This window comes from Streptomyces albiaxialis (assembly GCF_039530985.1).
GTDB classification, from domain to species: Bacteria; Actinomycetota; Actinomycetes; order Streptomycetales; family Streptomycetaceae; genus Streptomyces; species Streptomyces albiaxialis.
Genome location: NZ_BAAAPE010000007.1, coordinates 548,039 through 574,311, shown reverse-complemented (window position 1 = coordinate 574,311; position 26,273 = coordinate 548,039). Strand labels below are relative to the sequence as shown.

Here is a 26,273-nt window from a genome sequence, read left to right as displayed (position 1 = left end):
CGCGTACCGATGCTGGCCAGCCCCGCCCCGCCCCGCCCCGGCCTGGCCGGACGAACCACCGTTCTGATCTGACGGATCTCCGCGCCGTCCCGGCCCCCGAACATCGAGGCCGGGACGGTGCGGGGGACCGGACAGGCTGCGTCCACCCATACCGAAAGGAGCGAACCGAGGAGACCACGAGGGGAATCGCCGCTGGGCTTACCGCGCTCGTCCCGAGTATCCCCTTCGACGATGCTGGCAACTGCGGCTATTCGGACTCGCGGAATTGCAGGTCTGGATTCGGAATGTTCCTCCGCATGGTGAGGCCAGTGCATTTCGGCCTCACGATCCTGTCTCCCGCGGCCCGCTGCGGACGAGTGTGCTGTCTCGGAGGCATGGCGCCGGGGCACAGCCCGCGCGGCTGGCCACGGCGGATGACGTGTGGACTCGATGCCGGAGGAGCGTGCTTCCGCCATCGCACCGGACACCGTCCTGTCGGTGTGCGAGGTGACGACACCGGCTCAGGTCTCGGCGGGCAGATGGATCGAGGCGAGTCTGGCCGGGTCGACGACGATGTGGATGCCGGTGATCCGGCCTTCGGTGACGGTGAAGGCGATGAGGGAGAGAGGGGTTCCGTCGGGGCGCCAGGACATGTGGCCGGGGATGCCGTTGACCAGCACGGGCCGTTGGCGGGCGACCTCGCCGGAGAACATGCGGGCCCCGGAGGCGACCTTGGTGGCGCCGAGGGTGACGACCACGCCGTCGGAAGTGTCGACGGTCAGCTCCACGTTCGGGTCGAGGACACGCAAAAGTGCTTCGAAGTCGCCGCTGCGGGCGGCGGCGCCGAATGCCCGGACGACCTCTCGGTGCTCGCGGCCGGAGCCCGCCGGTCGGTCCGTGGCGTGGACCTTGCGGCGGGCGCGGCTGGCGATCATCTTGGTGGCGGCGGTGGACTTGCCCAGGATCCGGCCGATTTCGTGGAACGGGACTGCGAACATGTCGTGCAGGACGAACGCCAGGCGCTCGCTCGGGGTGAGCGAGTCGAGCACGACGAGCAGGGCGAGGCCGACCGAATCGGCCAGCGCCGCCTGCTCGTCCGGCGCGGGGTCATCGTCGGGTATCACCACGAGGTTCGCGAACTCCTGCTCGTAGGCGATTTCGGGGTGGACTCGGCGGGCTCTCAGGAGGTCCAGGCTGATTCGGCCGACCACCGTGGTCAGCCAGCCCGCCAGGTTGCCGATGGTCGCCGCGTCCTGACGGACGAGGCGCATCCAGGCTTCCTGGACCACGTCCTCGGCGTCGGCGTGCGAGCCCAGCACGCGGTACGCGACGGCGCGCAGCCGATCGCGCTGGGCTTCGAACGCCTCGGTCACAAGGCCGGACGGGTGGGCGGTCACGGCTTCCGCTGCTGACGGAGCGAGACCCGGTTGCCGTCCGGGTCCACCGCCTCGATGCGGACCCCGAACGGATAGTCCTCGGGCTCGGTCTCCTCGAAGACGACGCCGCGCTGACGCATGATCTCAAAATCCTTTCGCAGATCGTCGGATTCGAGGATCAGCGGACCGGGCGCGCCCGCTTCCCCAGGCTGCCCCGCAGCCGCCGCATGCGACCACAGGATGATCTGCACCGGGCTCTCGGGAACCCCGACAGTGAGGAACCGCCCTTCGGGCCCCGGGAAGTCGAGCCGCTTTTCCAGGCCCAGCCCCTCGGTGTAGAACTCCAGTGCGCGGTCCTGATCGGTGACGTAGATCGTCACGTACATGATCTTGTTCAGCATCCTGCTCTCGAATCACTCGTTGATGCGACCGTTCGTATGCGGTCGTCGCTCTCATGACGAGTGCCGACGGGAGAAGGTAACAAGACCGGTCCGCAGGAGCGGAAACGGAACACGCCTCACCGCTGATGCCTGAGAAGCATCGTGCGGGCTTCGTCTCGCTCTACCGTCCTCTGGGCCGGACAGAGGCCACGTGCCACGGGAAGAGGACATCAGAAGTGCGAACCTACGGGGGTTCGCGACGTGCGAAGTCCGACGAAGGCGAGGCCCTCGTCTCCGGGCGCCTCCTGGCGGACATCACCGCGGCTCTGCCCAAGAGCGAGCCCGTCGGCCTGGTTCTCGACGGCACCCGTCTCATCGTCACGGCTGGCAGCGCCCGCTTCACCCTGCACGCCCTGCCGCTGGAGGACTACCCCGCCCTCCCCGCTGTCCCGGCCGAGATCGGCACCGTGTCCGGAGCCGCGCTCGCGGCCCCCGTCAGCAAGGTCTCCCCGGCCGCCGGGCGGGACGACACGATCACCGAACTGACCGGAATCCAGATCGCGGCCGACGAAGACCAAGCGCTCCTGCTGACAGCCACGGACCGCCACCGGTTCCCCGTCGTACGGCTCCCCTGGCAGCCCACCCTCGACGAAGACGTCACCGTCCCGACGATGCTGCCCCCGACCAAGATCCTCGCGGACGCCGCGAAGCATCGGACCACCCCCGCCCTCGCGGGGACCACGTATCTCGTGGATAAAGCCAACGTCTGAACGCTTGGAAGCCGCTGCGATGGTTGGCAGCGGGCCAGGTTCACGAGGTGGGCTGGCATGGGGCAGCCCAGGCCCTCGGTGAGGTGCGCGGCGGTTCTTCTCCCAGTAGTGGTCGCGGACATCTTCGTCGGCGAGCCACGAGACCCGCTCCAGGGCGGGGGTCCGTACGGGGGCGTTGATCAGGTCGGGTTGCTCGGGCCTCAGGCTGGCGGCTTGCTCCGCAGAGCCGGAGCGATGGGCCGTCACGTCGGCGGGGTGGAGTCGGTGGCAGCTACGGGCGTACCCCTGCGTGATGTGCCGGGGGATCCGGGGCGTGCGACGATGCCGTTATGAATCGCCTGGCCACCTCCCAGTCGCCGTATCTGCTTCAGCACGCCGACAACCCCGTCGACTGGTGGCCCTGGACGCCGGAGGCGTTCGCGGAGGCGAAGGAGCGGGGCGTACCTGTGCTGCTGAGCGTGGGGTACGCGGCGTGTCACTGGTGCCATGTGATGGCTCACGAGAGCTTCGAGGACGAGGGGACCGCCGCGTTTCTCAACGCGCACTTCGTGTGCGTCAAGGTGGACCGCGAGGAGCGGCCCGATGTGGACGCCGTCTATATGGAGGCCGTGCAGGCGGCGACGGGGCAGGGGGGATGGCCCATGACCGTCTTCCTCACGCCGGACGCCGAGCCGTTCTACTTCGGGACCTATTTCCCGCCCGCGCCCCGGCACGGGATGCCCTCGTTCCGGCAGGTGCTGGAGGGGGTGCGGGTCGCGTGGGAGGACCGGCGGGAAGAGGTCGCGGACGTCGCGGCGCGGATCACCCGGGACCTGGCGGGGCGGGGGCTGCGTTACGACGCGCCGCGCGTGCCCGGCGGTGAGGAGATGGGCGCGGCGCTGCTCGGGCTGACGCGGGAATTCGACGCGGTGCGCGGCGGATTCGGCGGGGCGCCGAAGTTCCCGCCGTCGATGGTGCTGGAGTTCCTGCTGCGCCACCACGCGCGCACGGGCTCGCAGGGCGCGCTGCAGATGGCCGAGGCCACGTGCGAGGCGATGGCGCGCGGCGGGATCTACGACCAGTTGGGCGGCGGCTTCGCGCGGTACTCGGTCGACGCGGAGTGGATCGTGCCGCACTTCGAGAAGATGCTCTACGACAACGCGCTGCTCTGCCGCGTCTACGCGCACCTGTGGCGGGCCACCGGCTCGGAGGCCGCCCGCCGGGTCGCGCTGGAGACCGCCGACTTCATGGTGCGCGAACTGGGCACGGAGCAGGGCGGGTTCGCCTCCGCGCTCGACGCGGACAGCGACGACGGCACCGGCACCCCGCACGAGGGCGCCTACTACGTGTGGACGCCCGCGCAACTCGCCGAGGTGCTCGGCGAGGAGGACGGGGAACTGGCCGCGCGCGTCTTCGGCGTCACCGAGGAGGGCACCTTCGAGCGCGGCGCCTCGGTGCTGCGGCTGCCGGACCCGGACGGGGAGCTGACCGACGCCGATCGCCTCGCGTCCGTACGCGAACGGCTCCTCGCGGCGCGGGAGCTGCGGCCCCGCCCCGCGCGCGACGAGAAGGTCGTCACGGCCTGGAACGGCCTCGCGGTCGCCGCGCTCGCCGAGACCGGCGCGTATTTCGCACGCCCCGACCTCGTGGCCGCCGCCACCGCGGCCGCCGGGCTCCTCGCCTCCGTGCACACGGAGAACGCCGACGGCACGGACACCGCGGGTGAAGGGGAGCGCGCGGGCGCCGCGCGGCTCGTGCGGACCTCGCGGGACGGCGCCGCCGGCGGCAGCGCGGGGGTGCTGGAGGACTACGGCGACGCGGCCGAGGGATATCTGACGCTCTACGCGGTCACCGGCGCGCCCGAGTGGCTGGAGCGGGCCGGGGCGCTGCTGGAGACGGTGCTGACGCGGTTCGTGGGCGAGGACGGCACGCTGTTCGACACGGCGGACGACGCGGAACGGCTCATCCGCCGCCCCCAGGACCCGACGGACAACGCGGTGCCCTCCGGCTGGAGCGCCGCGACCGGCGCCCTGCTCTCGTACGCCGCCTACACCGGCAGCGCCCGGCACCGCGAGGCCGCCGAGCGGGCCCTCGGCATCGTGCGCGAACTCGCGGGCAGGGTCCCCCGGTTCGTCGGCTGGGGGCTCTCCGTGGCCGAGGCGCTGCTCGACGGGCCGCGCGAGGTCGCGATCGTCGGCGACTCCTCGCACGCGGGGACGGACGAACTGCACCGCACCGCGCTGCTCTCGACCGCGCCGGGCGCGGTGGTGGCCCTGGGCGGGCCCGGCGAGACGGACGTACCGCTGCTGCGCGGGCGGGACCTGGTGGAGGGCCGGGCCGCCGCGTACGTGTGCCGGGGCTTCGTCTGCGACGCGCCGACTGTGGACGCGAGCGTGCTGGAGAGCCTCCTGCGGGCGGTGTGAGGGCACCTCCCCCCGGTCACCCCCCCCGGTCACCCCCCCCGGTCACCCCCCCCGGTCACCCCCCCCGGTCACCCCCCCCGGTCACCCCCCCCCGGTCACCCCCCCCGGTCACCCCCCCCGGTCACCTGCCCGGCTCGGACACGATCGTCTGGCCGCTGCTCTGGAGTACGAAGAGGGTCAGGCACTCCTCGTCGGCGTCCGTGAGCATCCATACGTGCCCGGTGTGGGAGTTCGTGGACCAGCTCTGCCCGGGCGCGACCGTCGCGTACGGGCGTTCCTCGCCGCTCGGGTCGATCCAGGCGACGCGGAACGTCTCGGCGGGCGAGGTGTTCGCGAACCGGTATACGACCGGCACGCCCACCGGGGACGAACGGGCGCTCTGGCGGGCCGAACAGGGGTTGTTCACCGCGCCGTTGTAGTACCACTGCCAGCGGCGCTCGGCCCGCGCCGCCGCGGACGTGGACGCGGAGGCGGACGGCGAGGGCGGTGAGGACAGCGGGGAGGACGGGGGCGGCGCCGAGGACGGGGGAGCGGCCGAGGTGGGGGACGCGCTGGTCGCCGGGGGAGCGGACGTCGCGCCGCCCCCGCCGTTCCCTCCGCCGCCTCCTCCGCCCCCGCCGTCGGCGGACGGTTCGGAGGACGGGGCCTTCGTGGCCACCACGAGCGAGACGACCAGGCCGATGACGGCACAGAGACCGCCGATCATGGTCCAGAACGCCGCGGACCTGTGCAGGAAACCCCCGCCGTGGCCGCCGTGCGGATCGCTCACAGCCTCACCCCCCGGTTCCCCGGCTGTGTCGCACTTCTGCGCCGCGTTTCCGCGCCGCGTTTCCGCGCCTTCTTAGAAGTAGCAGACATACCACCGGTGCGCACCGGGATGGTGCGTACCCGCGCGCACCGGTGGGGGCATCAGAGCGTGAGACCGCGCTCCAGGACGTTGAGCGCGCGGGCGACGAGACGCTCCAGATCGGTGAGCGTCTTGGACCCGCCGCTGTCGATCCAACTGAACATCGCCTCGGTCAGCGCGCCGAGCATCGCGCCCGTCACGATGCGCACTTCGAGGTCGTCGACGGGTCTGTCCGCGCGCTCGGCGAGCGCGCGGGCGAGCAGGCGGCACGTCTCGGCCGACTGCTCGCTCATCCGGGCCCGCAGCGCGGGCACCTCGCGGATCAGCCGGATCCGCTGCCAGGTCTCGGTGGCGTCCTTGTCGAAGACCCGGGCGAGCGAGTCGCTGAGCGCCTCGCGCAGCGCGGCGACCGGGGGCTCGCTCGCGGGGCGGGCGCGCAGGGTCTCCTCGATCATCGGGTCGTACTCGTCGGTGAGCACGATGTCTTCCTTGGTGGGGAAATAGCGGAAGACGGTGCTGGGGGAGACCTCGGCCTCCTCGGCGATCTGGTCGACAGGCGTCGCGTCGTATCCCTGCTCCTCGAAGAGCCGGTAGGCGGCGTGCCGGATGGCCTGGCTTGTCTGGATCTTCTTCCGCTCGCGCAGCCCGAGCTTCGCTGCCGGGGCCGGGGGAACCGTCGTAGCGGATTCTGTAGGTGCGGGGGCCATGGATCTCATTGTCGGCCATCCGCCTCGGGCTGGGCCATGCCCCGGCCGGAGCTGTCTTGCGAATCGGCGGCCCGCGCCCCCTCGCTCTCCCCCTTCGCCCCCTTCTCTTCCTTCTCTCCCTTCTCTCCCTTTTCGCCCTTCCTCTCCTTCTGCGTCCCTTCCCCACCCTTCGGCCTTCTGTCGGGCAGAAGGGTGCCGGCTATGACGGCGGTGAGGAGGGCGAGGATCCCGCATATCGCCAGCACCTGGCCCATCCCGTCGATGAACGCCTTGTCCGCCGCTCCGGCCAGCCGCTGCGAGCCGCTCTGCTCGGCCACCAGGTGGGCGGCGACCACCGAGTCGCCCGCGGCGTCCCGGGCGGCCGGGGGGAGGCCGCTGCCCCCGAGGTCGAGCCGCGCCGTGTACGTCCCGGACAGCAGACTGCCGAGCAGCGCGATACCGAGGGCCGTGCCGACCTGGCGCACCGTCATCAGCAGGCCCGAGCCGCTCCCGGTCCGCGTGTCCGGCAGCGAGTCCACCGCCCCGTCCATCGCGGGCACCATCGCGAGGCCGGTGCCGACGCCGGTGAGCGTCAGCCAGGTGGCCGCCAGCCCGTACCCGCTGCCGGGGTCCGTGCGGGCTCCGAGGAAGGCGGCGAACGCCAGCAGCACCAGCCCGCCGCTCACCACCATCCTGGTCCCCAGCCAGGTGACGAGCGGCGCGGCGGCGCGGGCCGCGACCACGATCCCGGCCATGAGGGGGAGGAGCCGCAGGCCCGTGCCCAGCGCATCGTTCCCCAGCACCGCCTGGAGGTACTGCGGAACGATGAACAGCAGCCCCGACAGCACCAGCGTGACGAGCGTGACCACCGCGCAATTCCAGCGGAACCCGGGGTGCCTCAGCAGGTCGAGATCGAGCATCGGCCTCGTCCGCTTCCCCTTCCTCCCGTTCTCCCCGCCCGCGCGCCGCTCCCTGACCACCAGTGCCGCCAGCAGCAGCGCGGCGAGCGGGAAGGAGACGAGCACCACCGGATCGCTCCAGCCGCGCTCGGGGCCCTCGATGATCGCGAAGACGAGGATGCTGAGCCCCAGCACGCTCACCAGCGTGCTCAGCGGGTCCACGCGGGGCGAGCCCGGGTCGCGGCTCTCGGGCAGGAGCAGCAGGCAGGCGGCCATGCCGAGGGCGGCCAGCGGCACGTTGATCAGGAAGATCGATCCCCACCAGTAGTGATCGAGGAGCCAGCCGCCGACGATCGGGCCGAGGGGCATGCCCCCGGCCACGGCGGCGGTGACGGCGCCGATCGCCTTCGTGCGCTCCTTCGGGTCGGTGAAGAGGGAGGGCAGCACGGCGAGGACCAGCGGGGAGATCAGCGCGGCGCCCAGGCCCATGCCCGCGCGGGCGACGATCACCCACTCCGGGCTGTCCGTGAGGGTGCCCAGCAGCGAGCCGACGAGGAAGACGCCGAGCCCGGCGAGGAGCATCCGGCGCCGCCCGAACCGGTCGCCGAGCAGGCCCGCCGGAAGCATCGTGGCGGCGAACACCACCACGTACGCATCGACGATCCACTGCATGTCCCGGGTGTCCGCGTGGAGTTGGTCGGCCATCTCGGGCAGCGCCACGTTCAGGATCGTGAGGTCGAAGCCGAGGACGAGCATGCACGCGCCCAGCGCGACCAGCGCCCACCAGCGCCGCGGGTCCTGCTCCTTCATCTCCATAATGACAGTAACTCTCAAAAGAGAGTCACTGTCAATACCTCGGACGAGGGGCCTCCGAGGTGAGGGAAAACACGGGGCGCGGCGCGTAACTCGCCCGTAAGGTGGCGATATGCAGGTGATCCAGTCGACGAAGCTCGCCAATGTCTGTTACGAGATCCGGGGCCCGGTCCTGGAGGAGGCGATGCGGCTGGAGGCGGCAGGGCACCGCATCCTGAAGCTCAACACCGGCAATCCCGCGGCGTTCGGCTTCGACTGCCCGCCGGAGATCCTGGAGGACATGCTCCGCAACGTCGGCTCGGCGCACGGCTACGGCGACGCGAAGGGCCTGCTCTCCGCCCGCCGCGCGGTCATGCAGCATTACCAGACGCAGGGCGTCGAGCTGTCCGTCGAGGACATCTATCTGGGCAACGGGGTCTCGGAGCTGATCCAGATGTCCATGCAGGCCCTGCTGGACGACGGCGACGAGGTGCTGGTCCCCGCGCCGGACTATCCGCTGTGGACGGCCTCCGTCTCCCTCGCGGGCGGCACCGCCGTGCACTACCGGTGCGACGAGCAGGCCGACTGGATGCCCGACCTCGCGGACGTCGAGCGCAAGGTCACCGACCGCACCAAGGCGCTCGTGATCATCAACCCGAACAATCCGACGGGCGCGGTCTACGACGAGGAGATGCTGCGCGGCCTGACCGACATCGCCCGCCGCCACAACCTGGTCGTCTGCTCCGACGAGATCTACGACAAGATCCTCTACGACGGCGCGACGCACACCCCGACCACGGTCATCGCGCCGGACCTGCTGACCCTCACCTTCAACGGCCTGTCGAAGTCCTATCGCGTCGCCGGTTACCGCAGCGGCTGGCTCGCGGTCTGCGGCCCGAAGGGGCACGCGGACAGCTACATCGAGGGCCTCACGATCCTGGCGAACATGCGACTGTGCGCCAACATGCCCGCGCAGCACGCGGTGGCCGCGGCCCTCGGCGGGCGGCAGACGATCGAGGACCTGGTGCTGCCGGGCGGACGCCTGCGCGAGCAGCGCGACACGGCATACGAGCTGCTGACGCAGATCCCCGGGGTGAGCTGCGTGAAGCCGAAGGGCGCGATCTACGCGTTCCCGAAGCTCGACCCCAAGGTCTTCAAGATCAAGGACGACCGGCAGATGGTGATCGACCTCCTCCGCGCGGAGAAGATCATGATCGTGCACGGCACGGGGTTCAACTGGCCGGAGCCCGACCACTTCCGGATCGTCAATCTGCCGTCCGTGACCGAGCTGACCGACGCCGTGACCCGGATCGGGCGCTTCCTGGACGGCTACGGGCAGCCGTAAGGGCCGGGTCGTCGATCCCGGATCTTTGTTCCGGGACAATTTTAGACTCTGTCTAAGTTAGGATGGCTTCCTGAACGCACAGCCAGGAGGCCATCCATGTACGAACCGATCCGCACCAAGTCGGTCCACACCCTGGCCGACGACGCTCTGCGGGATCTCCCGCGGCGCACGCGCGAGGAGGAGCTGGACATCCGGCTCGCCGGGCATCTGACGGCGCTGCTCACCGTGACGGACGAGCTGCGGGTGCTCACGCCCGACGCCTCGCTGGATGCGGCCGCCTCGGAGCTGGCCGCCGTCGTGGCCCGGCTCAGCGGGCGCGCGCCGTTCCGCGTGGCACCGTCCGCGCAGCGTGCGGACGCCGCACACCTCGCCTCCCTGCACCAGCGGGCGCGCATGCTCGCGGGGAACGCGCTGTCCGTCGCGACCTCGCGCGGTGACGAGGAGGCGGCCCAGCTCGCCGCCGAGCGGATGTCCGCCCACGGCGAGCTGGTGCCCGCGTAACCGTCCGGGTCAGCCCAGGCGCTTGACCAGGGCCCGGTACTCGTCCCACAGCTCCTTCGGGGTGTGCTCCCCGAAGGTGTTGAGGTGCTCGGGGACGAGGGCGGCCTCGTCGCGCCAGACGTCCTTGTCGACGGCGAGGATGAAGTCCAGCTCCTCGTCCGAGAGACCGAGGCCCTCCGTGTAGAGGTCCTCCTTCTTCGGGAGCAGGCCGATGGGCGTCTCGACGGCCTCGGTCTCGCCGTTGAGCCGCTCGACGATCCACTTCAGCACGCGGCTGTTCTCGCCGAAGCCGGGCCAGACGAACTTGCCCTCGTCGTTCTTCTTGAACCAGTTGACGTAGTAGATCTTCGGCAGCTTCGAGGCGTCCGCCGCGTTCGCGCCGACCTCCAGCCAGTGGGCGAAGTAGTCACCCATGTTGTAGCCGCAGAAGGGCAGCATCGCGAACGGGTCGCGGCGCAGCTCGCCGACCTTGCCCTCGGCCGCGGCGGTCTTCTCGGACGCCACGTTGGCGCCCAGGAAGACGCCGTGCTGCCAGTCGAAGGACTCGGTCACCAGCGGTACGGCCGTGGCGCGGCGTCCGCCGAAGAGGATCGCGGAGATCGGGACGCCGCGCGGGTCCTCCCACTCCGGGGCGATGATCGGGCACTGTCCGGCCGGCACCGTGAAGCGGGCGTTCGGGTGTGCCGCCGGGGTCCCCGACTCCGGGGTCCACTCGTTGCCCTTCCAGTCCGTCAGGCGCGCGGGCTTCTCCTCGGTCATGCCCTCCCACCACACGTCGCCGTCCTCGGTGAGGGCGACGTTGGTGAAGACCGAGTTGCCCCACAGGGTCTTCATCGCGTTGGCGTTGGTGTCCTCGCCGGTGCCCGGCGCGACGCCGAAGAAGCCCGCCTCCGGATTGATCGCGTAGAGCCGCCCGTCCTCGCCGAAGCGCATCCAGGCGATGTCGTCGCCGATCGTCTCGACCGTCCAGCCCGGGACCGTCGGCTGGAGCATCGCCAGGTTGGTCTTGCCGCAGGCCGAAGGGAACGCCGCCGCGATGTATTTGATGGCCTCGGACCCCCCGCGCGGCGGGGTCAGCTTCAGGATGAGCATGTGCTCGGCGAGCCAGCCCTCGTCGCGGGCCATGACGGAGGCGATGCGCAGCGCGTAGCACTTCTTGCCGAGCAGCGCGTTGCCGCCGTACCCCGAGCCGTACGACCAGATCTCGCGGGACTCGGGGAAGTGCGAGATGTACTTCGTCGAACTGCACGGCCAGGGCACGTCCTTCTCGCCCTCGGCCAGCGGGGCGCCCACGCTGTGCACGGCCTTGACGAAGAAGCCGTCCTCGCCCAGCTCCTCCAGGACGGGCTGCCCCATCCGGGTCATCGTGCGCATCGCGACCGCCACGTACGCCGAATCGGTGATCTCGACGCCGAGAGCGGAGAGCGGGGAGCCGAGCGGGCCCATGCAGAACGGCACGACGTACATCGTCCGGCCGCGCATCGAGCCGCGGAAGATGCCCTGGTCTCCCGCGAAGATCTCGCGCATCTCCGCCGGGTCCTTCCAGTGGTTCGTCGGGCCCGCGTCCTCCTCCTTCTCGGAGCAGATGAAGGTGCGGTCCTCGACGCGCGCGACGTCGGTGGGGTCCGAGGCGGCGTAGTACGAGTTCGGGCGCTTGACCGGGTCGAGCTTCTTGAACGTGCCCTTGGCCACCAGCTCCTCGGCGAGGCGCTCGTACTCCGCCTCGGAGCCGTCGCACCACACGATCCGGTCCGGCTCGGTGAGGGCGGCGATCTCGTCCACCCAGGCGATCAGCTCACGGTGACGGGTGGGCGGGGCGGACGGGGTGGAAGGGGTCGAAACGGGAGAGGGAGCCGCAGAACTGCGCGCCACGATCGCTCCAGACGGTTGAGGGTTTTATGTGTGTCTGTGGTGACTCTCTGTGCCCCTTGGGGGCCGCGACCCGGATGCTTTCGTGGCTGCCCTGCGGTTCGCTCATCCGGTGCCGCTTGTGCTCATCTGATCATGCGAGCCTAGAGGTTGTCTGTCCAGATGGGAACGGTGTGTCCGTCACCACGTCACGTCATGCCTTCGTTCCCCCGGTATACGGGGAACCTACGGGTCCGTAGATACGATGGGGCGATGACAGCCCCCGCCTCCGCTGCCGCCTCCAAGGCCGCTTCCGCCGCAGCTCAGGTGATCAAGCCCAAGCTTCGTGGCTGGCTCCACCTGGGCATGTTCCCCGCCGTCCTGGTGTCCGGCATGTTCCTCACCGCGCTCGCGGGCAGCACCCGCGGGCGTGTCGCCTGCGCCATCTACACCCTCACGGCGTGCCTGCTCTTCGGGATCAGCGCGCTCTACCACCGCGGTGACTGGAGTCCCCGTGTCAACGCGGTGCTACGGCGCCTGGACCACGCCAACATCTTCCTGATCATCGCGGGCACCTACACACCCCTGACGATCCTGCTGCTCCCCGACGGCCGCCGCGAGTGGCTGCTGTGGGGGATCTGGGCCGCCGCCGCGTGCGGCATCGCCTTCCGCGTCTTCTGGGTCGGCGCCCCCCGCTGGCTCTACACCCCGTGCTACATCGCCATGGGATGGGCCGCCGTCTTCTTCCTGCCCGACTTCCTGCGCACGGGCGGCATCGCCGTCCTCGTCCTCGTGATCGTCGGCGGGCTGCTCTACAGCGCGGGCGGCGTCGTCTACGGGATCAAGCGGCCGAACCCGTCCCCGCGGTGGTTCGGCTTCCACGAGGTCTTCCACTCGTTCACGCTCGCCGCCTTCGTCGTGCACTACGTCGGCATCTCGCTGGTGGCCTACCAGCACACGTGAGCCTCCGGCGGATCAGCCGGGCGTCGTATCGGCGCCGGGCACCGCGGTGGCACCGGCCGTCCGTGATTCCGCCGCACCCTGCCGTTCGCGGTCGCGCGCCTGCGCGGCGGAGTGTCTTCCGCCGGGACGGCGGTGACCTCCCCCGTGGCTGACGGAGTCATTCCGGGCTCACCAGGCCCGTGTTGTACGCGAGGATCACCGCCTGGACGCGGTCGCGGGTCCCGGTCTTGGCGAGCACGCGCCCCACGTGCGTCTTGACCGTGGACTCCGCGAGCGTCAGCCGTTCGGCGATCTCCGTGTTGTTCCAGCCCCGGCCGATCGCGGTCAGCACCTCGCGTTCACGCTCGGTGAGGGCCGCGAGCCGGGGATCGGCGCCCGGCCCGGGCCCGTTCCGGTCCGGGCCGGGGAGCCGGTCGGCGAAGGCGTCCAGCAGCCGGCGCGTCATCGCCGGGGCCACCACCGCGTCGCCGCCCGCCACCGCCCGTATCCCCGCGAGCAGTTCCGCGGGCTGCGCGTCCTTGACCAGGAAGCCGCTGGCCCCGGCCCGCAGTCCCGCGTAGGCGTACTCGTCCAGGTCGAACGTCGTCAGGATGAGCACCCGCGTACGGCCGCCGCCCGCGACGATGCGCCGGGTGGCCTCGATCCCGTCCAGGCCGGGCATCCGCACGTCCATCAGCACGACGTCCGGCTGGAGTTCGGCCGCCATCCGTACGGCCTCCGAGCCGTTCGCCGCCTCACCCAGGGGCGTCAGGTCGTCCTGGCTCTCCAGCAGCATCCGGAACCCGAACCGCTGCATCGCCTGGTCGTCCGCGATCAGAACTGTCGTCAATGGTCCTGTCCGTCGTAGTCCGGGGCAGCCACAGGCGGACCCGCCAGCCGCCCGGCGCGGGGCCCGCCTCCAGTGTGCCGCCGTACGCGCGGGCGCGGTCGCGCATTCCGCCGATGCCCTGGCCGCCTCCCGGGCCCCGGTCGCCGGTGCCCGTTCCCGTGTCGGTGACGGTGACGGTGAGGCCGTCGGGCCCGTACGTCACGGTCACCGTCGCCGTCGCCCCGCTCCCGCCGTGCTTCAGGGTGTTGGTCAGCGCCTCCTGCACCACCCGGTAGACGGCGAGCTGGCGGCCGGGCGACTCGGCGTCCGCCGCCGCGCCCTCGCGGGACGCCCGTACGGGCAGCCCGGCGGCCCGCACCCGGTCCAGCAGCGGGTCCAGCTCCAGCAGGCCCGGCTGCGGGGCGAGTTCGCTCTCGGTGTCCTTGAGGACGCCGAGCAGCCCGCGCAGGTCGTCCAGGGCCTCGCGGCTGGTCGCGGCGATCGCGTCGAGCGCCTGCCGGGCGCGCTCGGGGGAGCGCCGCCCGGCGTACGAGCCGCCGTCCGCGAGCCCCGTGATCACCGAGAGGTTGTGCGCGAGGACGTCGTGCATCTCCCGCGCGATGCGCGCCCGTTCGGCCGCGGCGGCGAGCCGGGCCCGCTGGTCGCGCTCGATCTCCAGCCGCGCGGCCCGCTCCAGCAGCGAGGCCAGGTACTCGCGCCGGGTGCGCACGGCGATGCCCGCGGCGACGACCGCCGCGGCGATGGCGAAGACCGGGACGTACGTACGGCCGGCGTCCTCCGGCGCCCGGAAGAGCGCCTCGGCCGCCACCGTGACCAGGATCGAGGCGCCCGCCCAGCCGAGCCGGGACAGCGGCGAGCGCAGCGCGACCCCGTACAGCGCGAGGACCACCGCGAGGGAGACGGGCAGGCTGAGGCCCAGTTGGCTGGAGACGAAGAGGAAGCCGGAGATCACGAGGAACACCGCGAAGGGCCAGCGCCTGCGCCACAGCAGCGGCACCACGAGCCCCGCCGACAGCAGCCACGGCCAGGACGGCGGGATGCCGTCCGGCGGCGGGCCGGCCCGTACGTTCTCCGGGCCGTCCCGCCAGGTGCCGTCGATGAGCACGCTCAGCCCGGGCAGGGCGACGAGCAGGGGCAGCAGGACGTTCCACAGCCACGGGTGCCGTGCGTCGAACTCCCGTACGCGCTGGAACGCGTGGTGGAGGCCCCTGGTGCTCCCGCCGCTCCCGCTGTCCCCGCCGCTTCCGGCGCCGGTGCTCATACGTCCCGGCGCCTCAGCAGGACGGCCGCGGCGATCAGCGTGACCGCCGCCCAGACCGCCAGCGTGACCAGCCCGGCCAGCGGGCCCGGGAGGTCCGGCTGCGGTACGACCGCCATCAGCCCCTGACCGGCGGGCAGCGGGGTGTGGTGCACCGCCGTGTCCACCCAGGCGTACGGCAGCGCGCTCGCGAACTGCGGCAGTGCCGTGAGGACGACCACGAAGACGCCGATCGCGGCCGGGGCGCTGCGCAGCAGCGCGCCCAGCGCGAGGCCCAGCACCCCGAGCAGCGCGGTGGACACCGCGGCCCCGCACAGCGCCCGCACCACGCCCCGGTCGCCGAACGAGGTGGCGAGCCGGGTGTCGGCCAGGAAGACCTGCGCCAGCGCGAACGCCGCGAAGGCGGTGGCGAGGAGGAGGGCGAGGACCACGGCGCCGAACACGGCGCTCTTCGCCCACAGGACGGGCAGCCGCCGCGGCACGGCCGTCATGGTGGAGCGGACCGACCTGTTCGCGTACTCGCCCGCCGTGATCAGCGCGCCCAGGGCGGGCAGGATGAGCTGCGCGAAGTTCACCCCGAACAGGCTGACGTCCATGGGGTCACCGGCGGGCCCGTTGCCCGTGGTGTCCGTCGCGATCCCCGCGCCCACGGCGAGCGCGAGGACGAGCGCGACGGTGCCGCCCAGCGTCCACCAGGTCGAGCGCAGCGACCACAGCTTGCTCCACTCCGCGCGCAGCACACGGGGGAACGTCACCCCGTACGTCTCGTGCGTCCCGTACGTCGTCATGCGGCCGCCGCCCTCCCCTCGTACTCGACAGTGTCGCGGGTGAGTTCCATGAACGCGTCCTCCAATGACGCGGTGTGCGGGCTGAGTTCCGTCAGGGGGATGCCGTGCGCGGCAGCCGTACGGCCGATGTGCGCGGCGTCCGTGCCCGTGACCCGCAGGGTGTCCGGGGCCTCGCGCACGGCCCCGTCGCCGAGCAGCCCGGCGAGGCGGTCCGCCTCCGGCGTCACGACCCGGACCCTGCCGAGCCCCGCCTCCCGCACGAACCGCTCCACCGTGGTGTCGGCGAGCAGCCTGCCCCGGCCCACGATCACGAGGTGGTCGGCGGTCTGCGCCATCTCGCTCATCAGGTGCGAGGAGAGGAAGACCGTGCGGCCCTCGGCGGCCAGGGACGTGAGGAGGGTGCGCACCCAGCGCACGCCCTCCGGGTCGAGCCCGTTGACCGGCTCGTCCAGCAGGATCACCGCCGGGTCGGCGAGCAGCGCGGCGGCGATGCCGAGCCGCTGGCCCATGCCGAGGGAGAAGCTTCCGGCCCGCTTCCCGGCGACGTCCTGGAGCCCCACCGTGCCGATCACCTCCTCGACGCGGCGGCGGGGGATGCCGTGGGTGTGGGCGAGGGCCATGAGGTGCCGGAACGCGGTACGGCCCGGGTGCACCGAGCGGGCCTCCAGCAGCACGCCGACCTCGCGCAGCGGCGCGGGGAGGTCGGCGTAGCGGCGGCCGTCGATCAGGGCCCGGCCGCTGGTGGGCGCGTCCAGGCCGACGAGGAGGCGCATCGTGGTGGACTTCCCGGCGCCGTTGGGGCCGAGGAAGCCGGTGACCGTGCCCGGCCTGACCGTGAAGGAGAGGCCGTCCACGGCGGTCCTGTTGCCGTAGCGCTTCGTGAGTGATTCGACGGTGAGCATGCTCACGACGCTAGGGACGGCGCCGGGGCGGCACGTCGGACCACGGGTGTGAGGGGCGGGCGGGCCCTGGTACCCGGGTACTACGGAAAAACTTTCGGCACGGGCGATGACTTCCGGGCCGCGCGGCGGTCTCCTCTGTCACCACGCGACAGGCACGACACTTCCAGGAGACCTCAGATGCGCACCCTGATCAGCACCGCTTTCGTCTCGCTCGACGGCGTCGTGGAGGCCCCCGGCGGCGAGCCCGGCTACCGCAACTCGGGGTGGACGTTCAAGGACATCGACTTCCTCCCCGAGGCGTACGAGATCAAGGGCCGCGAGCAGCAGGAGGCCTCGGCGATGCTCTTCGGCCGGGTCAGCTACGAGGCGTTCAGCCCCGTGTGGCCGGACATGGAGGAGTTCGCCGAGTACAAGCCGATGCCGAAGTACGTCGTCTCCACCACGCTCGGCGAGGACGCCCTGATCGAGGGCTGGGGCCCCACCACCATCCTGCGCTCGCTGGACGAGGTGGCGGCGCTCAAGGAGACCGAGGGCGGCCCGATCATCATGCACGGCAGCGCCACCCTCAACCGCGAGCTGTCCGACGCGGGCCTCATCGACCGCTATCACCTGCTCGTCTTCCCGCTGCTGCTCGGCGCGGGCAAGCGGCTCTTCTCCGCCACCGACAAGGACACCCAGCACCTCAGGCTCGTCGAGCACGAGGCCTACGCCAACGGCATCCAGAAGAACGTCTTCGACGTCGTCCGCTAGCGGCGGCGCACCGCCCGTCCCGGCAGGGCCTCGGTGCGGCGCCCGTCCTCGATCACGGGCGTGCCCGCGACCAGCACGTGGGGGATGCCGACGGGCAGGGTGCGCGGCTTCTCGAAGGTCGAGCCCGCCGCGACCGTCTCCGGGTCGAAGACGACGAGGTCCGCCATGTACCCCTCGCGGACCAGCCCCCGGTCGGCCAGGCGCAGCCGCGCCGCGGCGCGCGAGGTCAGATGGGCCACGCACTCCTCCAGCGAGAGGACGCCCAGCTCGCGCACGTACCGCCCCAGGTACTGGGGGAACGTGCCGTACGCGCGGGGGTGGGGCTTGTCGCCCTGGAGGATGCCGTCGCTCCCGCCGGTGTGCGCGGGGTGCCGCATGATCTGCCGGACGTTCTCCTCGTGGCCCACGTGCTGGAGGATCGTGGACCCGAGCCGGTCCTCGGTCAGCAGCCGGTGCGCGGTGGCGAACGGCTCCTCGCCGCGCGCGGCGGCGGACTCCGCGACCGTACGGCCCACGTACGCGTGCAGCTCCGGGTTGCTGACGCCGGAGATCTCGATCGTGTCCCACTCGATCGGCACGCCGTGGCAGCCGTCGGCGCCCTCGACCTCCATGACGTGCCGGATGCGCGCGGTCGTGTCCGGGTCGGCGAGGCGGGCCAGGGTGGCCTGCGGGCCGCCCTCGTTGGCCCAGCTCGGGAGCATCGCGGCGAGCGTCGTGCAGCCGGGGGTGTACGGGTAGGTGTCGAGGGTGATGTCGGCGCCCTCGGCGAGTGCCTTGTCGAGCAGCGCGAGCAGCTCGGGCGCCTTGCCCTTGTTGACCCCGAAGTTCATGGTGGCGTGCGCGAGATGGAGCGCGCAGCCCGCGTCGCGGGTCAGCTCGACCATCTCCGCGTACGCCTGGAGGGCACCCGCGCCGTACGAGCGGTGGTGCGGGCAGTAGTAGCCGCCGTACCGGGCGACGACGCGGCACAGCTCGGCCAGTTCGGAGTCCGAGGCGTACATGCCGGGGGTGTAGGTGAGCCCGGACGACATGCCGACGGCGCCCTGCTCCATGCCCTCGGCGACGAGCGTGCGCATCCGGTCCAGCTCTTCGGGGGTCGCGGGGCGGTCGTCCCAGCCCATCGCGAGCATGCGGACGGTGCCCTGCGGGATGAGGTAGGCGGCGTTGACGGCGGTGCCCTGGCGGTCGATGCGGTCCAGGTAGCCGCCGACGGTGCGCCAGTCGAAGTCGATGTCCGAGCCGTCGCCGTTCCAGCCGGTGATGGCGCTGCGGATCGCGGTGAGCGTCTCGTCGTCCACGGGCGCGTACGACAGGCCGTCCTGGCCGACGACTTCGAGGGTCACGCCCTGCGCGGCCTTCGCCGAGTGGTCCGGGTCGCGCAGGAGGGCCAGGTCGCTGTGGGCGTGCATGTCGATGAAGCCGGGCGCCAGCGCCCGGCCGTCGGCCTCGATGGTCCTGGCGCCGGAGAGGCGCGGTTCGCCCTCCCGGGCGATGTGCGAGATGCGGTTCGCTGTGATGCCGACGTCCGCCCGGTAGGCCCTTGTCCCGCCTGTGCCGTCGATGACTCGGGCGTCTCTGATGACCAGATCCATGGGTGCGGGCCTCTCCTAGAAGAACGTGCGGATGTAGTCGACGACCGTGCCGTCCGCCTCCGCGACAGGGATGAGCTGCCACTTGTCGAAGATCGTGCAGGGGTGGGAGAGGCCCAGGCCCACCCACTCGCCGACCTCCAGGCCGACGCCCTCGTCCGTACGGAGCCAGGCGTGCTGGTCGCTCAGCCCGGTCACGGTGACGCCCTTCGCGTCGCGGACCTCCCCGGCGCGGTCGCGCACCGTGTGCGGCATGGGCAGGTGCAGGTCGTAGGCCGCGTCGCGCTTGCCCGCGTTGAGGAACGCCTGGTCCGGCGCGGGGCGGGAGACGACCTGGGCCCAGAGCGTGAAGGCGGGCTGGAGTCCGCCCTCGCCGGGGACGCGGTTGAAGGGGGTGATCTCCCGGTAGTGGCCGTCGTCGTGCGAGACGTACGCGCCGGAGCGCAGCAGCTTCAGCACGGGGGAGGAGAGGTCCGGCAGCTCGGCGAAGACCTCGGCCACCGCGTCGAACCAGGCGCTGCCGCCCGCGCTCAGCACGATCTCGCCGGCGTCCGCGAAGCGTCCGGCGGCGTCGAAGTCCGCGGCCAGCGCGGTCAGCCGGCGCAGCCAGGCCGTCACCCTCCCGTAGTCGGCGTCCGGCACCTCGCCCTCGTACCCGGCGACGCCCACGAGGCGCAGCGTCGGGGCCGCGGCGACCGCGTCGGCGACCTCCGCGCACTCGGCCTCCGTACGGACGCCGGTGCGGGCGCCGTCGCCCGCGCCCAGCTCGACCACGACGTCCACGGGGCGGCGGGCGCCCGCGGCGCGCAGGGCCTCGTCCATGAGCCCGGCGCCGCGCACCGAGTCGACGTAGCAGACGAAGCGGAAGTCCGGGTCGGCGTCCAGCTCGCGCGCGAGCCAGCGCAGCGCCGGGGCGTCGACCAGCTCGTTCGCGAGGAAGATCCGGGGGACGCCGAAGGCGCGGGCCACCCGGACCTGGTGCGGGACGGCGAACGTGATGCCCCAGGCGCCGCGGTCGAGCTGGCGGGCGAAGAGCTGGGGCGCCATCGGCGTCTTGCCGTGCGGCGCGAAGGCCAGCCCGTGCCGCGCGGTGTACGTCTCCATGGCCGCCAGGTTGTGCTCCAGGCGCTCGGCGGAGAGCGCGAGGACGGGCGTGGTGAAGCCGCCGGTGAACAGGTTCCGGTGCTCGGCCGCGAGGGCGCCCACCGTGGTGCCCGCCGCGTCCGGCGGCAGGCCCTTGAAGCGGTGGTCCACGGTCTCGTCGGCGAGGCGGGCGAGGGCGGCGGCGTCGAGGGCGGGAACGGGGGCGGCGGCCATGCGGACTCCATAGCTCCGTGACGGTGATCGTTGCATATTTTGCAATGACCATTGCGTATAACGCTTGATGCTGTCTAGCATCCCGCCGAACGGCCGGTCAATGGAAGCAACAGAGATCGACAGACGAGGAGCGGTACGCATCGTGACCACCACCCCGCACATGGACGTCGTCTGCCTGGGCGAGTCGATGGTCACGTTCCTGCCCTCCCGACCGGGGCCCCTGGCCGACGTGCCGTCCTTCGACCGCGTCATCGGCGGCGCCGAGTCGAACGTCGCCTGCGCCCTCGCGGGCGCCGGGCACCGCGCCCGCTGGGTGAGCCGGGTGGGCGCCGACGGCTTCGGCGAGCACCTCGTCCGGACGATCGCCGGCCAGGGCGTCGACGTCTCCGCCGTCCAGCGCGACCCCGCGCGCCCCACGGGGATCTACTTCCGCACCGACGGCGAGCGCGCCACCGGTGAGGACGCGGCGGCGGACGGCCCGCTGTCCGAGGTCGTCTACTACCGCGCCGGGTCCGCCGCCTCCGCGATGTCCCCCGCCACCGTGGACCGCGAGGCCGTCACCGCCGGCCGCTTCCTGCACCTGACCGGCATCACCCCCGCGCTCTCCGCCGACTGCCTCGCGCTGACCCGCGCCCTGGTCGGCGCCCCCGGCCGGCCCCCGGTCTCCTTCGACGTCAACTACCGCGTCGGCCTGTGGCGCGACCCCGCCCCCGACGAGGGCCCGCGCGTGCTGCTCGACCTCGCGCGCCGCAGCGACCTGGTGTTCGTCGGCGAGGACGAGGCCGCCGCGGCCTGGGGCGTACGGGGCGGGCCCGAGGCCGTGCGGGAGGCGCTGCCCGAGCCGTCCGCGCTCGTCGTCAAGCAGGGCGCGGCCGGGGCCGTCGCGTTCGTCACCGGCGAGGCGCCCGTGCGGGTGCCCGCGCCGCGCGTCGAGGTCGCCTCGCCGGTAGGCGCCGGGGACGCGTTCGCCGCCGGGTACCTCTCGGGAGCGCTGCGCGGACTGCCGGCGCGCGACCGGCTGCGGCACGGCCACCTGATGGCCGCCGCGGCCCTCGTCGAGCCCGGCGATCTGGGCGTACCGCCGTCCCGCGCGCACGCCGACGGGCTCGTGGCCCTCGACGACGCGGCGTGGGGGAGACTGCGACTCGGGCCCGGCTGGACACAGGCCGGGCCGGAGGAACGGACGCCGGAGGTACGCAGCGCATGAGCCAGACCGTAGACAGGGCGCTCAGCATCCTGCCCCTGCTCGCGGAGGGCCCCGCGAACCTCGAACAGGTCGCGCAGCGGCTCGACGTGCACAAGTCCACCGCGCTGCGGCTGCTGCGCACCCTGCACGAGCACGGGATCGTCTACCGCCAGCCCGACCAGCGCTACCGGCTCGGCGCGCGGCTGTTCGCGCTCGCGCAGGAGGCCATGGAGAACCTCGACATCCGCGGGATCGCCCACCCCCACCTGGCCGAACTCAACGCGGCCTGCGGGCACACGGTCCATCTCGCCGTGTACGAGGAGGACGAGGTTCTCTACATCGACAAGGTCGAGAGCCGCTATCCGGTGCGGATGTACTCCCGCATCGGCAAGCCCGTCGCGATCACCGTCGCGGCCGTGGCGAAGCTGCTGCTCTCCGACCTGCCCGAGCCCGAGCGGCGCGCCGTCGCCGAGCGGCTCGACTACCCCCGGTACACCGCCCGTTCGACCACCGACGCCGCCGCCTTCCTCACGGAGCTGGCCAAGGTGCGCGAGCAGGGCTGGGCCACCGACCTCGGTGGCCACGAGGAGTCCATCAACTGCGTCGCGGCGCCCATCAGGGACGCCTCGGGGCGGGTGGCCGCGGCGATGTCGGTGTCCGCGCCGAACGTCGTCGTCTCCGCCGACGAACTCCTCACCCTCCTCCCGCGCGTACGCCGTACCGCTGAGGCCATCAGCGCGGAGTACGCCGGGAGGGCGTCCACTCCTCCCCGAACCGAGAGAGCAGCACCATGAGCGAGCACAGCGAGAAGCTGACGAAGACCGCCCTCACGCCGTCCACGCACACCACCCCGCCCGCGAAGTTCTCGCACGGCGTGAAGAAGGGCAACATCCTCCAGGTCGCCGGGCAGGTCGGCTTCGGCCCGGCCGTCGAGGGCCAGGCGCCGACGCCGGTGGGCCCGGAGCTGCGGGAGCAGACGCTCCAGACGTTCGCGAACGTCGAGGCCATCCTCAAGGAGGGCGGCGCGAGCTGGGAGGACGCGATGATGCTGCGCGTCTACCTGACGGACACGTCCCACTTCGCCGAGTTCAACGAGATCTACAACGAGTATTTCGCGGGGCTGGGCGAGGCGCCGGCCGCCCGTACGACCGTGTACGTCGGCCTCCCCGCCGGGCTCCTCGTCGAGATCGACGCCCTCGCCGTATTGGGCTGAGCCGGGGACGGGTTCCTTCCCCAAGCCCGCCCCTTCCCGAAACCGGGGGCTTCGCCCCCGGACCCCCGCGGGGGCTCCGCCCCCTGCACCCCCGGATGCGCTTGGGCAGTCTGCGCCAGGGGCGCAGGGTGGGCAAGCGCAGCACCCGCACCCGCCCGACCACGCGCACCCCCACCCTGCCGCGGCACGGGCGCCCTCCCCCCCTTGAACAACGAGGTTCAACCATGCTTCTGGCCGAACAGGCGCCGAAGGCGCCCCCGCACACCGGCGGGTTGCTCGCGCTCATATCCGGGACCGGCGGGCTGCTGACCGTCGCCGCGCTCGGGATCGCGCTGCTGCTCTTCCTCATCATCAAGGTCCGCATCCAGCCGTTCGTCGCGCTGCTCGCCGTGTCCATCGCGGTGGGGCTCGGCGCCGGGCTCTCCGTCACCGAACTCTTCGGCACCGTCCAGAAGTCCGACGCCGTCTCGATGATCGAGTCCGGGATGGGCGGCATCCTCGGGCACGTCGCGATCATCATCGGCCTGGGCACCATGCTCGGCGCGATCCTGGAGGTCAGCGGCGGGGCCGAGGCCCTGTCCGCGCGGCTCCTGGGCATGTTCGGGGAGAAGCGGGCGCCGCTCGCGATGGGGCTGACGGGGCTCATCTTCGGCATCCCCGTCTTCTTCGACGTCGGCATCTTCGTCCTCGCGCCGATCGTCTACGCGGCGGCCAAGCGCAGCGGCAAGTCCGTGCTGCTGTACTGCATGCCGATGCTGGCGGGCCTGTCCATGACGCACGCCTTCCTGCCGCCGCACCCGGGGCCCGTCGCCGCCGCCGGGCTGCTCAAGGTGGACCTCGGGTGGGTCATCCTCATGGGCGTCGTCTGCGGTGTCCCCGCCGTGCTCGCCGGGTGGGCGTACTCCGCGTGGATCGGCAACAAGGTCTTCGTGCCGGTGCCGCAGGAGATGGTCGAGGCGGCCGAGGAGTCGAAGAAGGCCGTCGCCGACGAGCAGCGGGCCAGCGGGATCGACGCGGCCGAGAAGCCCGTCTCCGTCGGGACCGTGCTGGCGATCATCGGGACGCCGCTGGTGCTGATCCTCGCCGCGACGTTCTCCTCCATCGCCCTGGACCCGTCCACCGCGCGGTCCGTCATCGAGTTCATCGGGCACCCCTTCGTCGCGCTGACGGTGGCCCTGCTGCTGGCGTACTACCTGCTGGGGCTGCGGCGCGGCTGGAGCCGCAAGTCGCTGGAGACCGTGTCCACCGCCTCGCTCAAGCCGGTCGGCAACATCCTTCTCGTCGTCGGCGCGGGCGGGATCTTCGGCGCCGTGCTCCAGGGGTCGGGCGTCGCGCAGGCCCTCGCCGATGTGTTCGGGGACGCGGGGCTGCCGGTGATCGTGCTCGCGTATCTGATCTCGGTGGTGCTGCGTGTCGCGCAGGGGTCGGCCACCGTCGCCATCGTCACGACGGCGGGCATCGTGGCGCCGCTGCTCGCCGAGAGCGATCCCTCGCAGGCGCACGTCGCGCTGGTCATCATGGCGATCTCGGCCGGTTCGATCTTCGCCTCGCACGTGAACGACGGCGGGTTCTGGATGGTCGCGAAGTACTTCGGCATCTCCGAGCGCGACACCCTCAAGTCGTGGACGGTGCTGGAGTCGGTCCTGTCGGTCGCGGGATTCGTCGTCGCGGCGCTCGTGAGCATCGTCGTCTAGGGATCTTCCGGCCGAAAACAGCCCAACTCAGAGTTTTGCCCCCGGAATTGGATTGATCATTTCCGGGGGCACTCTTGTGGGTGAACCTCTCCTGGCCCAAGAATGCACGGCGTCACACCGAATAGACCTTCGGTACCAAGAGAGGAACCCCCACATGAAAAGACCTCTCGTCGGCTCGTTCGCCCTCGCGCTGTTCGGCGCGGGCGCGCTCACCGGCCTCGCCACGTCACCCGCCGCGGCACAGGAGGCGCCGGCCCCCACACAGAAGGCCCAGAAGGCCAAGGCGCCCAGCTTCGAGGGCACCGTGGCGCTCAGCAACTGTTCGGGCTCGGTCGTGAAGATGCCGAACTCGCAGCCCGACGACAAGGCGCTCGTCCTCTCCAACGGCCACTGCCTGGAAGAGGGCATGCCCGACCCGGGCACGGTCGTCACCGACCAGCCCTCCAGCCGCGGCTTCACCGTGCTGAAGGCGGACGGCAGCGACGCGGGCCAGATCAAGGCGACGAAGCTCGCGTACGCGACGATGACCGACACGGACATATCCCTGTACGAGACCGACTCCACGTACAAGGACATCGAGTCGAAGTACGGCGTCAAGGCGCTCGAACTCAACGCCGAGCACCCGGAGAAGGGCTCGGCCATCACCGTCGTCTCCGGGTACTGGAAGGAGACGTACTCCTGCCAGATCGACGACTTCGTGCACCAGCTCAAGGAGGGCGGCTGGACGCAGAAGGACTCGATCCGCTACACCGCCGACTGCAAGACCAAGGGCGGCACCTCGGGCTCCCCGATCGTCGACGACGCCACCGGCAAGGTCGTCGGCGTCAACAACACGGGCAACGAGGACGGCGAGGAGTGCACGATGAACAACCCGTGCGAGGTGGACGAGAACGGCGAGGTGACCGTTCGCAAGGGCATCAACTACGGCCAGCAGACCTACCTCATCGCGCCCTGCGTGGGTGAGGGCAACAAGATCGACCTCGGTCGCGAAGGCTGCGAACTCCCCAAGCCGTAGGAGGCTCCCATGCGTAAGAAGCCGCTCATAGGCACCTGCGCCGCCGCCTTCTTCGGCGCCGTGGCGCTCACGGGCCTGGCCGCGTCACCCGCGGGCGCGACGGGCGCCGAGGCGCAGGCCAAGGCTCCGAAGGCCCCGACCTTCGAGGGCACGGTCGCGCTCAGCAACTGCTCGGGCTCGGTCGTGAAGATGCCCAACTCCAAGCCCGAGGACAAGGCCCTGGTCATGTCCAACGGGCACTGCCTGGAGGAGGGCATGCCGGGCGCGGGCGAGGTGATCGTCGACAAGCCCACCAACCGCGACTTCACGCTGCTGAAGGCCGACGGCAGCGACGCGGGGCAGATCAGCTCCGAGAAGATCGCGTACGCGACGATGACCGACACCGACGTCTCGCTGTACGAGGCCACGTCCACGTACAAGGAGATCGAGGACAAGTACGGCCTCAAGGCCCTGGAGCTGGACGCGGAGCACCCCGCCAAGGGCAACAAGATCACGGTCGTCTCCGGGTACTGGAAGGAGACGTACTCCTGCGCGGCCGAGGACTTCGTCCACCAGCTCAAGGAGGGCGACTGGACCTGGAAGGACTCGATCCGCTACACCGCCGACTGCAAGATCAAGGGCGGTACCTCCGGCTCGCCGGTCATCGACGACGCCTCGGGCAAGGTCGTGGGCGTCAACAACACGATGAACGAGAGCGGCGAGGAGTGCACGATGAACAACCCCTGCGAGGTGGACGAGAACGGCGAGACCACCGTCCGCCAGGGGATCGGCTACGGCCAGCAGACCTACCTCATCGCGCCGTGCGTGGCGGAGGGCAACAAGATCGACCTCGGTCGGGAGGGTTGCGCTCTTCCCAAGCCCTGAGCCTGAACGGCAGGGGTGCGCTGTAGAGATGCAGCGCTGCGGCGCCGCAGTTCCGTCACGCTGTATCTCTACAGGGAGTA

Annotated in this window: 24 protein-coding genes; 12 read left to right on the top strand and 12 right to left on the bottom strand. The window is 71.6% G+C overall.

Annotated features, from left to right (window positions below; all coding sequences use genetic code 11):
* Positions 1-500: 500 nt before the first annotated feature.
* A complete protein-coding gene (locus ABD343_RS13570; RefSeq protein WP_344527604.1) occupies positions 501-1,376 on the bottom strand; it encodes a sigma-70 family RNA polymerase sigma factor in 876 nt (291 codons plus the stop codon).
* On the bottom strand, positions 1,373-1,756 hold the full coding sequence (locus ABD343_RS13565; protein WP_344527602.1) for a VOC family protein: 384 nt from the start codon (positions 1,754-1,756) through the stop codon (positions 1,373-1,375). The genes ABD343_RS13570 and ABD343_RS13565 overlap by 4 nt, the downstream gene beginning before the upstream one ends.
* 215 nt (positions 1,757-1,971) lie before the next feature.
* Here ABD343_RS13565 and ABD343_RS13560 point away from each other — a divergent pair, with 215 nt between their 5' ends.
* Together ABD343_RS13560 and ABD343_RS13555 are read left to right on the top strand one after the other, a co-directional pair.
* The gene (locus ABD343_RS13560; protein WP_344527600.1) at positions 1,972-2,505 is read left to right on the top strand and encodes a DNA polymerase III subunit beta family protein; all 534 of its coding nucleotides are present in this window, start codon (positions 1,972-1,974) and stop codon (positions 2,503-2,505) included.
* Between the two features lie 329 nt (positions 2,506-2,834).
* Positions 2,835-4,907, top strand: coding sequence for a thioredoxin domain-containing protein (locus tag ABD343_RS13555; RefSeq protein WP_344527598.1), 2,073 nt, complete (start codon positions 2,835-2,837; stop codon positions 4,905-4,907).
* Between the two features lie 121 nt (positions 4,908-5,028).
* Here the strand turns inward: ABD343_RS13555 and ABD343_RS13550 are convergent, their stop codons facing one another.
* From ABD343_RS13550 to ABD343_RS13540, 3 genes are all read right to left on the bottom strand, one after another.
* Positions 5,029-5,676: a VHL beta domain-containing protein gene (locus ABD343_RS13550; RefSeq protein ID WP_344527597.1), complete on the bottom strand. Its 648-nt coding sequence runs from the start codon at positions 5,674-5,676 to the stop codon at positions 5,029-5,031.
* Between the two features lie 140 nt (positions 5,677-5,816).
* Complete coding sequence (locus ABD343_RS13545) at positions 5,817-6,461, bottom strand: TetR/AcrR family transcriptional regulator (RefSeq protein WP_344527595.1); 645 nt, start codon at positions 6,459-6,461, stop codon at positions 5,817-5,819.
* A 5-nt stretch (positions 6,462-6,466) separates the two neighbouring features.
* Positions 6,467-8,155, bottom strand: coding sequence for an MFS transporter (locus tag ABD343_RS13540; protein WP_425578170.1), 1,689 nt, complete (start codon positions 8,153-8,155; stop codon positions 6,467-6,469).
* Between the two features lie 109 nt (positions 8,156-8,264).
* Here ABD343_RS13540 and ABD343_RS13535 point away from each other — a divergent pair, with 109 nt between their 5' ends.
* The gene (locus ABD343_RS13535) at positions 8,265-9,476 is read left to right on the top strand and encodes a pyridoxal phosphate-dependent aminotransferase (protein ID WP_344527592.1); all 1,212 of its coding nucleotides are present in this window, start codon (positions 8,265-8,267) and stop codon (positions 9,474-9,476) included.
* Between the two features lie 96 nt (positions 9,477-9,572).
* Positions 9,573-9,977, top strand: a complete 405-nt coding sequence (locus ABD343_RS13530; protein WP_344527590.1) for an SCO4983 family protein — start codon at positions 9,573-9,575, stop codon at positions 9,975-9,977.
* Positions 9,978-9,986: 9 nt separating this feature from the next.
* Here the strand turns inward: ABD343_RS13530 and ABD343_RS13525 are convergent, their stop codons facing one another.
* Positions 9,987-11,849, bottom strand: coding sequence for a phosphoenolpyruvate carboxykinase (GTP) (locus ABD343_RS13525; protein ID WP_344527588.1), 1,863 nt, complete (start codon positions 11,847-11,849; stop codon positions 9,987-9,989).
* A 249-nt stretch (positions 11,850-12,098) separates the two neighbouring features.
* Here ABD343_RS13525 and trhA point away from each other — a divergent pair, with 249 nt between their 5' ends.
* On the top strand, positions 12,099-12,788 hold the full coding sequence (gene trhA, locus ABD343_RS13520) for a PAQR family membrane homeostasis protein TrhA (RefSeq protein WP_344527587.1): 690 nt from the start codon (positions 12,099-12,101) through the stop codon (positions 12,786-12,788).
* A 157-nt stretch (positions 12,789-12,945) separates the two neighbouring features.
* Here the strand turns inward: trhA and ABD343_RS13515 are convergent, their stop codons facing one another.
* From ABD343_RS13515 to ABD343_RS13500, 4 genes are read right to left on the bottom strand one after another with little or no spacing between them, the layout of a single operon-like run.
* On the bottom strand, positions 12,946-13,617 hold the full coding sequence (locus tag ABD343_RS13515; RefSeq protein WP_344527585.1) for a response regulator: 672 nt from the start codon (positions 13,615-13,617) through the stop codon (positions 12,946-12,948).
* Entirely contained in the window at positions 13,523-14,878 is a 1,356-nt protein-coding gene (locus ABD343_RS13510) for a sensor histidine kinase (protein ID WP_344527583.1), read from the bottom strand. Before ABD343_RS13510 ends, ABD343_RS13515 begins: the two co-directional genes overlap by 95 nt.
* Entirely contained in the window at positions 14,875-15,663 is a 789-nt protein-coding gene (locus ABD343_RS13505; RefSeq protein WP_344527582.1) for an ABC transporter permease, read from the bottom strand. The genes ABD343_RS13510 and ABD343_RS13505 overlap by 4 nt, the downstream gene beginning before the upstream one ends.
* Positions 15,660-16,565 (bottom strand): ATP-binding cassette domain-containing protein, encoded by a 906-nt coding sequence (locus ABD343_RS13500; protein WP_344527580.1) that lies wholly within the window; start codon positions 16,563-16,565, stop codon positions 15,660-15,662. Before ABD343_RS13500 ends, ABD343_RS13505 begins: the two co-directional genes overlap by 4 nt.
* 177 nt (positions 16,566-16,742) lie before the next feature.
* Between ABD343_RS13500 and ABD343_RS13495 the strand changes: the two genes are divergently transcribed.
* On the top strand, positions 16,743-17,315 hold the full coding sequence (locus tag ABD343_RS13495; protein ID WP_344527578.1) for a dihydrofolate reductase family protein: 573 nt from the start codon (positions 16,743-16,745) through the stop codon (positions 17,313-17,315).
* Here the strand turns inward: ABD343_RS13495 and ABD343_RS13490 are convergent.
* The gene (locus ABD343_RS13490; RefSeq protein ID WP_344527576.1) at positions 17,312-18,907 is read right to left on the bottom strand and encodes an N-acyl-D-amino-acid deacylase family protein; all 1,596 of its coding nucleotides are present in this window, start codon (positions 18,905-18,907) and stop codon (positions 17,312-17,314) included. The two genes, ABD343_RS13495 and ABD343_RS13490, sit on opposite strands and share 4 nt — an antisense overlap.
* A 15-nt stretch (positions 18,908-18,922) precedes the next feature.
* Positions 18,923-20,221, bottom strand: coding sequence for an alanine racemase (locus ABD343_RS13485; protein WP_344527574.1), 1,299 nt, complete (start codon positions 20,219-20,221; stop codon positions 18,923-18,925).
* Between the two features lie 160 nt (positions 20,222-20,381).
* Between ABD343_RS13485 and ABD343_RS13480 the strand changes: the two genes are divergently transcribed.
* The 6 genes from ABD343_RS13480 to ABD343_RS13455 all read left to right on the top strand — a co-directional run bounded on the left by ABD343_RS13480 (position 20,382) and on the right by ABD343_RS13455 (position 26,193).
* Positions 20,382-21,428 (top strand): sugar kinase, encoded by a 1,047-nt coding sequence (locus tag ABD343_RS13480; RefSeq protein WP_344528552.1) that lies wholly within the window; start codon positions 20,382-20,384, stop codon positions 21,426-21,428.
* The gene (locus ABD343_RS13475; RefSeq protein ID WP_344527572.1) at positions 21,425-22,201 is read left to right on the top strand and encodes an IclR family transcriptional regulator; all 777 of its coding nucleotides are present in this window, start codon (positions 21,425-21,427) and stop codon (positions 22,199-22,201) included. The genes ABD343_RS13480 and ABD343_RS13475 overlap by 4 nt, the downstream gene beginning before the upstream one ends.
* Positions 22,198-22,620 carry a RidA family protein gene (locus ABD343_RS13470; RefSeq protein ID WP_344527571.1) on the top strand — a complete coding sequence of 141 codons (423 nt, stop codon included), beginning with the start codon at positions 22,198-22,200 and terminating at the stop codon, positions 22,618-22,620. Before ABD343_RS13475 ends, ABD343_RS13470 begins: the two co-directional genes overlap by 4 nt.
* Positions 22,621-22,844: 224 nt before the next feature.
* Positions 22,845-24,314, top strand: coding sequence for a GntP family permease (locus ABD343_RS13465; protein WP_344527569.1), 1,470 nt, complete (start codon positions 22,845-22,847; stop codon positions 24,312-24,314).
* Between the two features lie 154 nt (positions 24,315-24,468).
* Complete coding sequence (locus tag ABD343_RS13460) at positions 24,469-25,329, top strand: S1 family peptidase (RefSeq protein ID WP_344527567.1); 861 nt, start codon at positions 24,469-24,471, stop codon at positions 25,327-25,329.
* Positions 25,330-25,338: 9 nt separating this feature from the next.
* Complete coding sequence (locus ABD343_RS13455; protein ID WP_344527566.1) at positions 25,339-26,193, top strand: S1 family peptidase; 855 nt, start codon at positions 25,339-25,341, stop codon at positions 26,191-26,193.
* The last annotated feature ends 80 nt before the right edge of the window (positions 26,194-26,273 follow it).